The 13707-nt window shown below is 70.4% G+C and carries 13 protein-coding genes; 6 read left to right on the top strand and 7 right to left on the bottom strand.

From position 1 onward, the window contains the following. Positions 1–138 precede the first annotated feature (138 nt). Positions 139–996 (top strand): methylenetetrahydrofolate reductase, encoded by an 858-nt coding sequence (locus VGK78_RS19420; RefSeq protein WP_331529389.1) that lies wholly within the window; start codon positions 139–141, stop codon positions 994–996. A gap of 129 nt (positions 997–1125) precedes the next feature. On the opposite strand, the gene VGK78_RS19415 is transcribed toward VGK78_RS19420, so the two are convergent. Together VGK78_RS19415 and VGK78_RS19410 are read right to left on the bottom strand one after the other, a co-directional pair. Continuing rightward, a complete protein-coding gene (locus VGK78_RS19415; RefSeq protein ID WP_331529388.1) occupies positions 1126–1980 on the bottom strand; it encodes a bifunctional methylenetetrahydrofolate dehydrogenase/methenyltetrahydrofolate cyclohydrolase in 855 nt (284 codons plus the stop codon). A 31-nt stretch (positions 1981–2011) separates the two neighbouring features. Continuing rightward, positions 2012–3391, bottom strand: a complete 1380-nt coding sequence (locus VGK78_RS19410; protein ID WP_331529387.1) for an L-serine ammonia-lyase — start codon at positions 3389–3391, stop codon at positions 2012–2014. Positions 3392–3494: 103 nt separating this feature from the next. Here VGK78_RS19410 and VGK78_RS19405 point away from each other — a divergent pair, with 103 nt between their 5' ends. Next, a complete protein-coding gene (locus VGK78_RS19405) occupies positions 3495–4106 on the top strand; it encodes an aminodeoxychorismate/anthranilate synthase component II (protein ID WP_331529386.1) in 612 nt (203 codons plus the stop codon). Continuing rightward, entirely contained in the window at positions 4103–5353 is a 1251-nt protein-coding gene (locus tag VGK78_RS19400) for an anthranilate synthase component I family protein (protein WP_331529385.1), read from the top strand. The genes VGK78_RS19405 and VGK78_RS19400 overlap by 4 nt, the downstream gene beginning before the upstream one ends. Before the next feature lie 47 nt (positions 5354–5400). On the opposite strand, the gene VGK78_RS19395 is transcribed toward VGK78_RS19400, so the two are convergent. The 5 genes from VGK78_RS19395 to VGK78_RS19375 are packed head-to-tail and all read right to left on the bottom strand — an operon-like array spanning position 5401 to position 10307. Then, entirely contained in the window at positions 5401–6012 is a 612-nt protein-coding gene (locus VGK78_RS19395) for a DUF1638 domain-containing protein (protein WP_331529384.1), read from the bottom strand. Beyond that, complete coding sequence (locus tag VGK78_RS19390; protein ID WP_331529383.1) at positions 5996–7954, bottom strand: ASKHA domain-containing protein; 1959 nt, start codon at positions 7952–7954, stop codon at positions 5996–5998. The genes VGK78_RS19395 and VGK78_RS19390 overlap by 17 nt, the downstream gene beginning before the upstream one ends. 21 nt (positions 7955–7975) lie before the next feature. Next, on the bottom strand, positions 7976–8869 hold the full coding sequence (locus VGK78_RS19385; protein ID WP_331529382.1) for a dihydropteroate synthase: 894 nt from the start codon (positions 8867–8869) through the stop codon (positions 7976–7978). After that, entirely contained in the window at positions 8866–9534 is a 669-nt protein-coding gene (locus VGK78_RS19380; protein WP_331529381.1) for a corrinoid protein, read from the bottom strand. Before VGK78_RS19380 ends, VGK78_RS19385 begins: the two co-directional genes overlap by 4 nt. Next, on the bottom strand, positions 9531–10307 hold the full coding sequence (locus VGK78_RS19375) for an IclR family transcriptional regulator (RefSeq protein WP_331529380.1): 777 nt from the start codon (positions 10305–10307) through the stop codon (positions 9531–9533). The genes VGK78_RS19380 and VGK78_RS19375 overlap by 4 nt, the downstream gene beginning before the upstream one ends. Positions 10308–10400: 93 nt before the next feature. On the opposite strand from VGK78_RS19375, the gene VGK78_RS19370 reads away from it, so the two are divergent. The 3 genes from VGK78_RS19370 (at position 10401) to VGK78_RS19360 (ending at position 13664) form a co-directional block, all read left to right on the top strand. Continuing rightward, positions 10401–11840: a trimethylamine methyltransferase family protein gene (locus tag VGK78_RS19370; protein WP_331529379.1), complete on the top strand. Its 1440-nt coding sequence runs from the start codon at positions 10401–10403 to the stop codon at positions 11838–11840. Continuing rightward, positions 11840–12712, top strand: coding sequence for a formyltetrahydrofolate deformylase (purU, locus tag VGK78_RS19365; protein WP_331529378.1), 873 nt, complete (start codon positions 11840–11842; stop codon positions 12710–12712). Before VGK78_RS19370 ends, purU begins: the two co-directional genes overlap by 1 nt. A 151-nt stretch (positions 12713–12863) precedes the next feature. Further along, on the top strand, positions 12864–13664 hold the full coding sequence (locus VGK78_RS19360) for an IclR family transcriptional regulator (protein WP_331529377.1): 801 nt from the start codon (positions 12864–12866) through the stop codon (positions 13662–13664). Positions 13665–13707 lie beyond the last annotated feature (43 nt).

Below are 13707 nucleotides of genomic sequence, written 5' to 3'. Positions count from 1 at the left end.
CTCGCGCGACGACCCGCGCGTCCGTCATCACCGGAAGGGGTGGACATCGGCTCGAAAATCGAGCGGCGCCTACCGTCGACGGGAGCCGTCCGCTGTGCCTAGACTGCGACTAACGGTGCGTATTACGGAATAGGTCGCATGATGCGCAACAAAACGCTGGTCTCCGACACGACGGTCCGGCTGCTCGAGAACACCCGCTACGAGGTGCTGCCGACGGCCACGATCGAGGACAAGCTCCTCGAGCACGTCCCCGTCGAGCGCACCCTCACGGTGACGGCCTCACCGAACAAGGGGCTCGAGCCGACCCTCGACCTCGCAGAACGTCTCACGGGGCACGGGTACGTCGCCATCCCCCACCTCGCCGCCCGGATGGTGCGCGACCGGGTCGAATTGGCCGAGATCTGCGACCGGCTGGCCGGCAAGGGCATCACCCGGATCTTCGTGCCCGGGGGCGACGCCGACCCGCCCGGCGCCTACCCCGACGCACTCAGCCTGCTCCAGGACCTCGCCGAGATCGACCATCCGTTCACCCAGGTCGGCATCACCGGCTACCCCGAGTCACACCCCACGATCACCGACGACCTGACCATCCAGTCGATGTGGGACAAGCGTCGCTACGCCACCCACGTGGTGAGCAACCTGACCTTCGACCCGGCAGTGCTCGCCACTTGGGTACGCCGCATGCGCGCCCGAGGGATCACGCTGCCGCTGCTCCTCGGCGTACCCGGGCCGGTCGACCGGACCAAGCTGCTGGCGATGGCCGGCAAGATCGGCGTGGGGGAGTCGACCCGGTTCCTGGTCAAGCACAAGGGCACCTTCGCCCGCCTCGCTGCGCCCGGCGGCTTCACAGGCGAGAAGTTCCTGCAGAAGTGCGCCGCCGAGCTCGCCGCCCCGGAGCTCGGGCTCGAGGGCGTGCACGTCTTCACCTTCAACCAGGTCGCCGAGACCGAGAAGTGGCGCCGGGACCTGCTCGGGCAGCTCACCGCTCGCCGCTGAGCCCGGGTCTCGTCGGGATCCCCGGTGGGCCGGGGATCCCGTCACTTCTCGGCCTCCGCAACCCCTGAGAAGTGACAACAGTGGCCGTCCGCCGCGGCGGCCGTGACCAGTGGGACTCGGAGATCCCCGTCAGCTCAGCGACCGCTCGGCGATCTCGACGATGTTGGTCAGCAGCATCGCGCGGGTCATCGGGCCGACGCCGCCGGTGGCCGGACTGATCTTCCCGGCGACGGAGTCGACCTCGGGGTGAACGTCGCCGAGGATGCCCTCGATGGTGCGGGTGATGCCGACGGACATCACCGTGGCGCCGGGGCTGATCCAGTCGGGACGCACCAGGTGGGCGACGCCGGCGGCGGCGACCACGACGTCCGACGCGCGGGCGTGCTCCGCGACGTCGACGGTGGCCTCGTGACACAGCGTGACGGTCGCGTGCTCGGTCGGCCGGGTCAGCATCAGGCCGAGCGGCCGACCCACGGTGATGCCGCAGCCGATCACACAGAACCGAGCACCGGTGATGGGTACGTCGTGCTGCCGGAGCAGCTCGATGATCCCGCGCGGCGTGCACGGCAATGGCCCGTCGATCCCGAGCACGAGCTTGCCGAGGTTGGTGGGGTGGAGCCCGTCGGCGTCCTTGTCCGGGTCGATCAGCTGGAGCACGCGGTGCATGTCCAGGTGCGCCGGAAGAGGCAGCTGGACGATGAAGCCGGTGCACGAGGGGTCGTCGTTCAGGGCCAGCACGGCCGCCTCGACCTCGGCCTGGGACGCGCTCGCCGGCAGCTCGACCCGGATCGACGCGATGCCGACCTCGGCGCAGTCGCGGTGCTTGCCGGCGACGTACGCATGGCTGCCCGGGTCGTCGCCGACGATGATCGTGCCGAGCCCCGGACGTACGCCGCGGTCGTGCAGCAGGCGGACCCGGCCGGCGAGGTCCTCCTTGACTCCGGCGGCTACACGCTTGCCGTCGATCCGTGTCGCGAGGGGCACGGGTTCCTCCATCCGGGTCGCGAGCGGGACGTCAGCACTCGATGACGTTGACGGCGAGACCGCCGCGCGCGGTCTCCTTGTACTTGGTCTTCATGTCACGGCCGGTGTCGCGCATGGTCTTGATCGCCTTGTCCAGGCTGACCTTGTGGCTGCCGTCGCCGTTGATGGCCAGCCGCGCAGCGTTGATCGCCTTCACCGACGCGATCGCGTTCCGCTCGATGCACGGGATCTGGACGAGTCCGCCGACCGGGTCGCAGGTCAGCCCGAGGTTGTGCTCGATCCCGACCTCCGCGGCGTTCTCGACCTGGGCGGGAGTGCCACCGAGCACCTCGGCCAGGCCGCCGGCGGCCATCGAGCAGGCCGACCCGACCTCGCCCTGGCAGCCGACCTCGGCGCCGGAGATGGACGCGTTCGTCTTGAAGAGGATGCCGACGGCGGCGGCGGTGAGCAGGTAGCGGACGATGCCGTCGTCGTCCGCGCCCGGGACGAACTTCACGTAGTAGTGCAGCACGGCGGGGATGATCCCGGCCGCCCCGTTGGTCGGGGCGGTGACGATCCGGCCGCCGGAGGCGTTCTCCTCGTTGACCGCGAGCGCGTAGAGGTTGACCCAGTCCATGACCTGCAACGGGTCGGGGTCGCCGTGCTCCCACCGCGCCGACAGGTCGCGATGGAGGCCGGGCGCGCGCCGCGGCACGCGCAGACCGCCGGGCAGCACGCCCTCGTGCCGGAAGCCGCTCTGCACGCACTCCGCCATCACCGACCAGAGGTGGAGCATCCCGTCGCGGATCTCGGTCTCGGAGCGCCAGGCCGCCTCGTTGGCGAACATCACCTCGCTGACCGAGAGCCCCTCGCGCGCGCAGATCGCGAGCAGCTCGGCCGCGGTCGTGAACGGGAACCGCAGGGGCGTCTCGTCGGCCACGACCCGGTCGGCACCGGTGGCCTCCTCGTCGACGACGAACCCGCCGCCGACCGAGTAGTAGGTGCGGGCGCAGATCTCCGCGTCGGCCGCGTCGTACGCCGCGAAGGTCATGCCGTTCGGGTGGGCCGGCAGGCTCCGCCGCCGGTGCATCACCAGGTCCTCGTCGACGTCGAAGGCGACCGCGGTGGTGCCCTCGAGCATCAGCGAACCCGAGGCACGGATCTCGTCGAGCCGCCCCTCGGCCCGGTCGGTGTCCGTGGTCGCCGGGTCCTCGCCCTCGAGGCCCAGGACGACCGCCTTGGGCGAGCCGTGGCCGTGCCCGGTGGCCCCGAGCGAACCGAACAGCTCGGCGCGGATGCGGCGTACGTCGCCCAGCCGGCCCGACTCTGCCAGCCCGTCGGCGAAGCGCTTCGCGGCGCGCATCGGCCCGACGGTGTGGGACGAGGACGGGCCGATGCCGACCGAGTACAGGTCGAAGGCGGACAGCGCCATCCGGACCCTCCACCCTCCCGTTTGTTGCGTCATCCGCATCGTGATGCGTGTATAGCAACGATCCTCCTGTTCGTCCGCCTCGTCAAGGGCGTAGGTTGCGCGCGTGGGGAGAGGCGCGGAGGGGGCACCGCGGGTCGTCGTCGTCGACCATCACGACTCCTACACGCAGAACCTGGTGCACCTGGTCGCGAGCGTCACCGGCCTGCTCCCCGAGGTCGTCCAGCACGACGCCACCACGGCGGAGCACGTCCTCTCCTTCGACCGGGTCGTGCTCTCGCCAGGCCCGGGTCACCCCGCCGATCCGGCGGACTTCTCGGTCGGACGCGACGTGCTCCTGGCCGGGACGGTGCCGGTGCTCGGCGTCTGCCTCGGCATGCAGGGCCTGGTCACGACGTACGGCGGGCTGGTCGAGCGCGTCACGCCCGCCCATGGGGACGTCGCCGAGGTCATCCACGACGGCGAGGGGCTCTTCGCCGGCATCCCCTCCCCGTACGCCGTGGTCCGTTACCACTCGCTGGCCGCGACGCAGGTACCCGACGCTCTCGTGGTGACCGCGACCTGTCCGGGAGCGGACGGAGGAGACATCGTGATGGGTGTGCGCCACCGGAGCCTCCCGCTGGCCGGCGTCCAGTTCCACCCGGAGTCGGTGCTCAGCGAGCACGGCGCGCGACTGGTCTCGAACTTCCTGACCCTCGAGCGGCAGGGGGTCGGGTGAGCGACCCGGCGGCGCAGTTCCGGGAGATCGCCCGGACCCACGATCGCTGCTTCTGGCTCGACGGCGGTGGCTCCCGGCCGTGGTCGGGTCGGCGCTCGCTCCTGGGAGTGCTCGACGACGACGACGTCTCGCTGACGTACGACGCAGCACGGCGCGAGGTGACCCGACACGCGTCCGGACACTCCGAGGTGGTCGGCGACGACGTGTTCGACGTGCTCGAAGGACACCTCGCGGCCGACTCTCCGGACGTGCACTGGGTCGGCTACTTCGGCTACGCGTGCCGGCCCGACCTGCCTGCCCTCCTCCGCCCCGCCGGGGCAATGCCGGACGCGGTGTGGATGAGGACCCGGCAGGTGCAGGTGTTCCAGCATCCGGAGGACCGTGTCGTGGTCACCACGTCGCCGGTCGGACGCCTGCCCGAGGTCGCCGTCCCGGAGGAGTACGCCGCGGCCTTCGCCGAGGTGCAGGAGCAGCTGCACGCCGGCAACAGCTACGAGGTCAACCTCACCCACCGGCTCCGCGTGAACGGCGATCTCGACCCGGTGACGGCGTACCTCCGTCTGCGCGAGCTGAACCCCGCGCCGTACGCCGGCTTCCTGCGGCACCGGGGCCACCACCTGCTGAGCTCCTCGCCCGAGCGGTTCGCGACGATCGACCGCCAGGGCGTGCTCGAGACCAAGCCGATCAAGGGCACGACCCCGCGCGGCGCGACCCCCGCCGATGACGAACGGCTGCGTACAGAGCTGGCGACGGACCCGAGGTTCCGCGCGGAGAACCTGATGATCGTCGACCTGCTCCGCAACGACATCGGCATGGTCGCCGAGGTCGGCACCGTCGAGGTGCCCGTGCTGATGGAGGTCGAGTCGTACGCCTCCGTGCACCAGCTGGTCTCCACCGTCCGCGGGCACCTGCGCGACGACGTCACCACGATCGGCGCGCTGCGGGCGCTGTTCCCGGCCGGCTCGATGACCGGTGCCCCGAAGCTGCGGACGATGCAGATCATCCGCGACGTCGAGTCCACCCCCCGCGGTCCGTACGCCGGCGCGTTCGGCTGGATCGCCGGCGACGGCCAGGCCGATCTCGGGGTCGTGATCCGCACCCTCACCACGGCCGGCGACGGCAGCTGGGAGCTCGGCACCGGCGGCGGCATCACCGTCCGCTCCGACGTGGCCGAGGAGTACGCCGAGTCCCGCTGGAAGGCCGACCGCCTGCTCCGGGTCTTCGATGGGGTGGGGGCTAGTCCCTGACAGAACGGTCCTCTGGGAGCGCTCCCAGAGGGCCGCCTTGTCAGGGACTATCGCTCCAGGATGTCGGCGAGGACCTGCTCGAGGTGACCGGTGCCGTTGGGCACGACGGTCAGCGGGAGCCCGATCCGGTCGGCCGCCCGCTGGGCGAGGGTGCGCAGCTCGGCGTCCGGCTCCTGGGCCAGCCAGACGACCCTCGTGTAATGGGCGAAGTAGTCGTCGCGCAGCTCCGGCCAGCGATCGAGCCCGAGCTCGCGCACGACGGTCCGCTCGAAGGAACGCACCAGGAAGTCGGTGAGGAGATAGGTGCCCGGCTCCGCGTCGAGTCGCTCCGCCAGGGACGACTCGCCCGCGAACAGGTCGTAGCAGTGCAGCCCCGGCAGCCGGCGCAGGCCGAGCTCCTCGCAGACCGAGTCGAGTGCGCCATAGGTGCCGCAGTCGGCGTACCCGACCGCCACGGAGTCGTAGGACGCCGAGAGCTCGGTGGCGAGCCGGCGTACCTCGTCGGCGATCAGGTGCGGCGAGTTGTGCAGCAGCGGCGGCAACGGGTGTACGTCGACCGGCCAGCCGCGACGGGCGACGACCGCGGCCGCGGGCTGGGCCAGGGCGCCGCACGCGACGAGGGCGACACGGCGGCCCGACCCGTCAGCTCGGGAACGCAAGGAGGTCGACGAACCGGTCGTTGAAGTCCGACCGGTCGGAGAGCTCGACATACGTCACCTCCTCGAGCAGGGCCACGGCCCCGGCGCGCTCGCGGATCGACAGCAGCGCCATCTTCGCGCCCTCGCCGGCGACGTTGCCGGCCGCGACGATCCGCAGCACCGGCAGCTTCGGCACCAAGCCGATCCGCACCGCGGACGCGGCCGAGAGGTAGCTGCCGAACGAGCCGGCGAGCAGCACCTGCTGCACGTCGCGGTGCTCGAGCCCGAGCTCCTCCATCAGCAGCGTCCAGCCCGTCGAGATCGCGGCCTTGGCGAACTGGAGCTCGCGCACGTCGCGCTGCGACAGCACCACGCCCTCGGCCGGATCGGAGTCCGGGCGCTCACGATGGAGCACGAAGACCCGCTCCTTCCCGATGAACGTGAGCCGGTCGGAGAGTCCGGGCGCGACCTCCTTGGCCACCTCGTCGGACACGAACCGTCCGCTCCCGTCGAGCAGACCCACCTTGACCAGCTCGGCCACCGCGTCGACCAGACCCGACCCGCACAGGCCGCGTGGCGTGACGTCGCCGATCACCCCGATCTGCACGTCCGGGTCGTCCGGCGCCAGCTTCACGACCTCGATCGCGCCGTCGGCCGCCCGCATGCCGCAGCGGATCGCACCGCCCTCGAACGCCGGACCCGCCGGCGCCGCGGTGGACAGGATCCGCTCGCCGTCGCTGAGCACGATCTCGCAGTTGGTGCCGACGTCGATGAACAGCCGCACCCGCTTGTCACGGTCCATCCCGGTCGCGAGCATCCCCGCGACGATGTCGCCGCCGACGTACGCGCCCAACGCCGGGAAGATCGCGACCCGTGCGCCGGCATGGAGCGAGAGCCCGATCTCGTCCGCGCGGACGGACGGCGGCGTGGCGGTGCTCTGCACGAACGGCGCCACCCCGAGCGGCTCGGGGTCGATGCCGAGCGCCAGAGCGGTCATCGTGGCGTTGCCGGCCAGTGCCGCCTCGTAGACGTGCTGCGGGTCGACACCGCCCTCGCGGCAGACCTGCTCGGCGAGGGTCGCCAGGGTCTGCCCGGCGGCATCCTGCAGCCGGCCGAGCGCGGCGGGGTCGAGCATCGTCGCGCTGATCCTGGAGATCACGTCGCCGCCGAACGGCTGCTGCTTGTTCAGCATCGACGCCACCGCGACCGGCGTCCCGGTGACCAGGTCGAGCAGCGTCGCGACCACGGTGGTCGTGCCGAGGTCGAAGGCGATCGCGTAGCGGACGTTCGTGGTGTCGCCGGCCTCGACGTCGACCAACGCCTCGTCGACGACCACGGCTGTCACCTTGAAGTCGGCCTGCCGGAGCACCGACGGCAGGCGGCGCAGGGCATGGAGGTCGGGCACCGGCTCGAGGTCGTCGATCGCGTCGAGCAGACGCACCAGGTCGGGACGCTGGTCCTCCAGGGTCGGCTCTGCGAGCTCGACGTACCGCTTCTGCACGGCGGGCCGCAGGATCACCTGCCGGCCGACACCGACGGTCGCGGCCTTCGGCCTGGTCGTCAGCGGGGGTACGACGACCTCGTGGTCGCGGGTGGCCCGCACCAGGCAGGCAAGCCGCCAGCCCGCGTCCAGCTCGGCGGGCGTGAACGTTCGCTGGTCGTGAAGCGTCGCCGCCGTCGCGGGCGAGACGCGCACCTTGCACTTGTGGCAGGTGCCGTGACCGCCGCAGGTGGAGTCGATGGCGATGCCGTTCCACGACGCGGAGTCGAAGACGCTGACGCCCGGCGGGACGCGCACCTGGCGCTGGGCGGGCGGCGCCTCCTTGTCCTCGACGGTGAACGAGAGCTGCACCCGCCCCGTCCCGTCGTGGACGACCGGCTCCGCACCGGACGGCGCGAGCAGCCCCTCCCGGCGTACGGCGTCGAGCGAGAACTCCGGCTCCTCGCGCTCGCTCTGGCTCATACCGTCCTCACGCACCACCGCTCACGCGGACGCCGTCTGCTTGGCGCGGTGGGCGGAGATCCAGGACATGCCCCAGTCGTCGTGATCGAGGAACACGTCGGCCGCCTTCACGGCCTCGACGATCTGCGGCGTGCGGGCGTCCATGATCGCGCTGGTCAGTCCGGAGGTCATCGCCATCGGCAGCCAGACCGAGTTCAGCGTGTGGCGGTCGGGCATGCCGAACGACACGTTGGAGGCGCCGCAGGTCATGTTCACCCCGAACCGGTCGCGGATGCGCCGCATCGTCTCCATCGTCACCAGCGAGGTGGTCGTGTCGGCGCCGATCGGCATCGCCAGTGGGTCGATCACGATGTCGGCCGCTGCGACGCCGTACTCCTCGGTGGCGACGCGGATGATCTTCTCGGTCAGGACGAGGCGCTTGTCGGCCTCCATCGGGATCTCGTCGTGGTCGTTGGGCAACGCGATGATCGCGGCGTCGTACTTCTTGACCAGGGGCAGGATCGCGGCGAGGCGGTCGTCCTCGGCGGTCATCGAGTTGACCAGCGCACGACCCTGGTACGCGGCGAGGCCGGCCTCGAGGGCCTCGACGACGGACGAGTCGATGCAGATCGGCAGGTCGGTGAGCTCCTGCACGATCGTGATCGCCTTGGCGAGCAGCTCCGGCTCGTCGGTCAGCGGCACACCCATGTTCACGTCGAGGACGTCGGCGCCGCCCTCGACCTGGGCCTTGACGTCGCGCTCGATCGCGGACAGGTCGCCGGCCCGCAGCTGCTCCTGGAAGATCCGGCGACCGGTGGGGTTGATCCGCTCGCCGATGATGCAGAAGCGGTGGCCGTGCCCGATCACGACCTCCTTGGTCGCGCTGCGGAGCCGGGTCTCCTTCGGCTCGGCGGGCGCGGTCGACGAGGCGCTCATGCGTTGACCTTGGCGCGGCGCTGCTTGAGCAGGTCCTTGGCGCGCTTGACCGTGGCCGAGGCGTCCGCTGCGTACCCGTCGGCGCCGACCGCGTCGGCGTACTCCTGGGTGACCGGGGCTCCCCCCACCCTGACCACGACCGAGTCGCGGAGGCCGGCCTTCTCCAGCGCGTTGATGTTGGCCTTGAACATCGGCATGGTCGTGGTCAGGAACGCCGAGAAGCCGACGATGTCGGGGTGGTGCTCCTGGATCTGCTCCACGAACTTCTCCGGTGCCACCTGCACGCCGAGGTCGATCACTTCGAAGCCGGCGCCCTCGAGCATGATGTTGACGAGGTTCTTGCCGATGTCGTGGACGTCGCCCTTGACCGTGCCCATCAGGAACTTGCCGATCGTCTCGACGCCGGTCTCGGCCAGCAGCGGACGCAGGCGCTCCATCGCGCCGGCCATCGCCCGTCCGGCGATCAACATCTCGGGCACGAAGAAGTCGCCGCGCTCGAAACGGGCGCCGACCTCCTCCAGCGACGGGATGAGCGCGTCGAAGAGCAGCGTCTGCGGCTCCATGCCGAGCGTGAGACCCTCCTCGGTGAGCTCGAGGACGCGCGGGCCGTTGCCCACCAGGGTCTCGTCGTAGAGACCCTGCAGGATCTCCTCCGGACTGCTCATGCAACACCTTCCTTCTTCAGATGGTGGGGACTGCCGTGCAGGACCGCGGTGACCTCGGCAGCGCGCGTGACGAGGTTGCGGCCGAGCTCCTCGACCCTGTGGTCGAGGCGGCTGGTGGGTCCCGAGATGCCGAGTGCGGCCACCACGGCGTCGTGCGCTCCGCGGACCGGGGCGGCGATACCGGTGAGGCCGACCTCGAGCTCGTCGACCGTCACCGCATAGCCGCGCCGGCGCGCGGTGGCACCGTCGCGCTGGAGCTCGGGCGGTGTGGTCAGCGTCCTCGGCGTGAGTCGCTCGAGGCCGTCGCGCGGCAGGTCGAGCAGGCCCCAGGCATAGAAGACCTTGCCGAGGGCCGAGGTGTGCGTGGGTACGTCGACCTGCGTCCAGTCGCGGGTGCCGAGGAGGTAACGAGAGTCGACCTGAGCGACCTGCACGACCTTGTCGCCCCGCATCACCGACAGGTGCACGCTCTCCTGGGTGTCGCTGCCGACCCGCTCCATCACCGGACGGGCGATCCGGACCAGCTCCTCCCACGGGTCGTGCCGGGCGGCGTACAGCCAGAACAGACGGCCGGCGACGTACCCGCCGCTCTCGTCACGCTCCAGCAGGCCGCCGCGCTCGAGGGCGGTCAGCATCCGCGAGGTCGTGGACTTCGCGAGCCCGCTCGCCTCCTGGAGCTCGGCGAAGGAGAGCGGCTCGTCGGCTTGGACCACCATCGACGCGAGCTGGACGGCGCGGTCGAGAGCCTGCGTCCCGCTGCTCGGCTCGGTCATTTGTCTCCACGGATTTCTGGGAGGGGGGTCTTTCGGGAAGGTTCCATGATGTGGAACTGTGGTCCCACATCATGAGGTTAGACAGGAGGACCGATGTTCCGCAACCGGATGCCCCGTTATGAGGTGCTCTCCGAGGATGCGATGGCGACCCTCGACCGGGGCTGGCGTCGGCTGATGTCGGAGATCGGCGTCGAGTTCATGGACGACCGCGCCCTCGACCTGTTCCGGAAGGCGGGGCAGAAGGTCGAGGAGCGCACGGTCTTCCTCGACCCCGACTTCGTGCTCGAGCAGGTGGCCAAGGCACCGAGCGAGTTCGACCTGCAGGCCCGCAACCCCGAGAACAGCGTGCACATCGGCGGTGACGCGATGGTCTTCGGCGCGGTCTACGGCCCGCCGTTCGTGCGCGAGGGGGAGGTACGCCGAGACGGCACCATCGAGGACTTCCGCAACTTCAGCCGGCTCGCCCAGAGCTTCTCGGCGCTCGACAGCGCCGGGGGTGTCGTCACCGAGCCGAACGACACCCCACTCGACAGCCGCCACCTCGACATGACCTACGCCCTGCAGACGCTGACCGACAAGATCTACATGGGCAACGTCGTCAGCGGCACGAACGCCGCCGACACCATCGCGATGACCGAGATCCTCTTCGGCTCGCGCGCGTCGATCGAGCAGACCCCGGCGACCATCTCGCTGATCAACTGCAACAGCCCGCTGCGGTGGGACGACCGGATGCTCGAGGCGCAGTTCGAGTACTCCGCCGCCAACCAGGCCGTGGTGCTCACGCCGTTCATCCTGATGGGCGCGATGTCGCCGGTGACGATCCCGGCGGCTCTCGTCCAGCAGATCACCGAGGCGCTCTCCGGCATCGCTCTCTCACAGCTGATCCGACCCGGGTCGCCCGTCGTGTTCGGCTCGTTCCTCTCCAACATCGACATGCAGTCCGGCTCGCCGACGTTCGGTACGCCGGAGTCCGGGATCGGCCTGCTCTGCACCGGACAGATCGCCCGGCACTTCGGCCTGCCCTTCCGCACCGGCGGCGGGCTGACCTCGTCGCAGGTCCCCGACGCGCAGGCCGGCTACGAGGCGCTGATGACCCTGATGCCGACGTTCCTCGCCGGTGCCAACTGGGTGATGCACTCCGCCGGGTGGCTCGAGGGCGGCCTCGTGGCCGGCTTCGAGAAGTTCGTGATCGACGTCGAGCTGGTGCAGATGCTCCAGCACGAGTTCACTCCGCTCGAGGTCGACGAGGCCTCGATGGCGTTCGACGCCCACCAGGAGGTCGGCCACGGCGGCCACTTCCTGGGCGCCCAGCACACCATGGAGCGCTTCCGCACCTGCTTCTACCGGCCCTTCCTGTCCTCCTCGGAGAACTACGAGCGCTGGATGCGCAACGGCGCGAAGGACACCGCGACCCGAGCCGGCGAGATCTACAAGCAGAAGCTCGCCGAGTACGAACCGCCCCCGATCGACAGCGCGGTCCGCGACGAGCTCGAGGCCTACGTCACCCGCCGCCGCAAGGAGCTGGGCGACTGATGACGACCTCCACGATCGAGCCCCTGGGCGACTACGTCCTCACCCTGTCCTGCCTCGACCAGCCCGGGATCGTGCACGCGGTCTCCTCGTTCCTGCTGGACAAGGGCGGCAACATCCGCGAGAGCCAGCAGTTCGGCGACCGGGAGAGCGGGCGCTTCTTCATGCGGATCGACTTCGAGACCGCGCAGGCGAGCGACGCCGAGGCGCTGCGGTCCGACTTCGCGCCGGTGGCCGAGCGGTTCGGGATGAGCTACGAGCTGTGGGCGGCCCATGCGCCGTACCGCACGCTGATCATGTGCTCCAAGCAGCTGCACTGCCTCAACGACCTGCTGTTCCGGACCACCACCGGCGACCTGCAGATCGAGGTGCCGCTGGTGGTGTCCAACCACCGCGATGCCGAGCCGCTGGTGCGCTCGCACGGCATCGACTTCCGCCACATCCCGGTCACGCCCGACACCAAGGCCGAGGCCGAGGCCGAGCTGATGCGGCTGGTCGACGACCTCGGCATCCACCTGGTCGTGCTGGCCCGCTACATGCAGATCCTGTCCGACGACCTGTGCCGACGGTTGAGCGGCCGCGCCATCAACATCCACCACTCTTTCCTGCCGAGCTTCAAGGGCGCCAAGCCCTACCACCAGGCCTTCGAGCGTGGGGTGAAGCTGATCGGGGCGACGGCGCACTACGTCACCGGCGACCTGGACGAGGGCCCGATCATCGAGCAGGACGTGACCCGGGTCGACCACACGCTGAGCCCGGACCAGCTGGTGGCCGCCGGTCGCGACGTCGAGGCGCAGGTGCTCTCCCGCGCTGTCCGGTGGCACTCGCAGACGCGGATCCTGCTCAACGGCAGCAGGACGGTCGTCTTCCGCTGACCATCGCTTCGGGATAGTACGGATCACCGTGCCGCTCCAGGCACCGTCTGCGGCGGCCTGGTGATCCGTACTATCCGGTCAGCCCTAGGAAGTTGTTGCACGTGGCGGGTCTGGTTGCGCGATGCGCAACCGTTGACCTAGGCTGCGCCGCATGTCCGTCGCCGAGATCCAGCCACCGGCCGGGAACGGCGCTGGTGCGGCGCCGGTGCAGTCGGTCGACCGCGCACTCACCATCCTCGAGCTCCTCGCCCACGACGGCGAGTCCAGCGTCACCGAGATCGCGTCGGGGCTCGGGGTCCACAAGTCCACGGCGTTCCGTCTCCTGGCGACCCTGGAGACGCACCGCCTGGTCGAGCAGGTCAACGACCGCGGCCGCTACCGGCTCGGCGTCGGGAACCTCCGGCTGGCCGGCGCGACCACCGCCCGGCTCGACGTCGTGACCGAGGCCCGCCCGGTCTCGCGGCAGCTCGCGACCGACACCGGCGAGACGGTGAACATCACCGTCCGCTCGGACACCTCCGCGCTCTACCTCGACCAGCAGGCCGGGTCGTCGGCGCTCCAGTCGCACAACTGGGTGGGCCAGCGCATCCCGCTGCACGCCACCAGCAACGGCAAGGTCCTGCTCAGCGAGCTCTCCGACGAGGACCTCGCGGCCGCCCTCCCCGACCTGCCGCGCTTCACCGACCGGACGATCACGTCACGGAGCCGGCTGAAGGAGGAGCTGACCGAGGTACGCCGGATCGGCTACGCCCTCGCGATCGACGAGCTCGAGAACGGCCTCACCGCCGCCGCCGCGCCGATCCGCAACCACCACGGCGACATCATCGCCTCGATGAGCATCTCCGGTCCCACCTTCAGGCTGGACCAGGAACGGCTGGCCGACGAGGTGCCCAAGGTGGTCGCCGCCGCGCTCGAGGTCTCCCACCGTCTCGGCTGGGGACGACGGCACTAGTCCTTCCCCTGACACACCCCTTGACGTGTGGCCCAGGTCACCT

The sequence above is a fragment of the Nocardioides sp. genome, assembly GCF_036503465.1.
GTDB lineage: Bacteria > Actinomycetota > Actinomycetes > Propionibacteriales > Nocardioidaceae > Nocardioides.
Note: the sequence above shows the minus strand (reverse complement) of the source record. Positions and strands in the feature narration are given on the sequence as shown.

Excerpts from the sequence above, each read along its gene's own strand:
- VGK78_RS19420 (WP_331529389.1), top strand. The coding sequence starts at position 139 with ATGATGCGCAACAAAACGCTGGTCTCCGACACGACGGTCCGGCTGCTC.
- VGK78_RS19410 (WP_331529387.1), bottom strand. The coding sequence starts at position 3,391 with ATGGCGCTGTCCGCCTTCGACCTGTACTCGGTCGGCATCGGCCCGTCC.
- VGK78_RS19390 (WP_331529383.1), bottom strand. The coding sequence starts at position 7,954 with ATGAGCCAGAGCGAGCGCGAGGAGCCGGAGTTCTCGCTCGACGCCGTA.
- VGK78_RS19385 (WP_331529382.1), bottom strand. The coding sequence starts at position 8,869 with ATGAGCGCCTCGTCGACCGCGCCCGCCGAGCCGAAGGAGACCCGGCTC.
- VGK78_RS19380 (WP_331529381.1), bottom strand. The coding sequence starts at position 9,534 with ATGAGCAGTCCGGAGGAGATCCTGCAGGGTCTCTACGACGAGACCCTG.
- VGK78_RS19375 (WP_331529380.1), bottom strand. The coding sequence starts at position 10,307 with ATGACCGAGCCGAGCAGCGGGACGCAGGCTCTCGACCGCGCCGTCCAG.
- VGK78_RS19370 (WP_331529379.1), top strand. The coding sequence starts at position 10,401 with ATGTTCCGCAACCGGATGCCCCGTTATGAGGTGCTCTCCGAGGATGCG.
- purU (WP_331529378.1), top strand. The coding sequence starts at position 11,840 with ATGACGACCTCCACGATCGAGCCCCTGGGCGACTACGTCCTCACCCTG.
- VGK78_RS19360 (WP_331529377.1), top strand. The coding sequence starts at position 12,864 with ATGTCCGTCGCCGAGATCCAGCCACCGGCCGGGAACGGCGCTGGTGCG.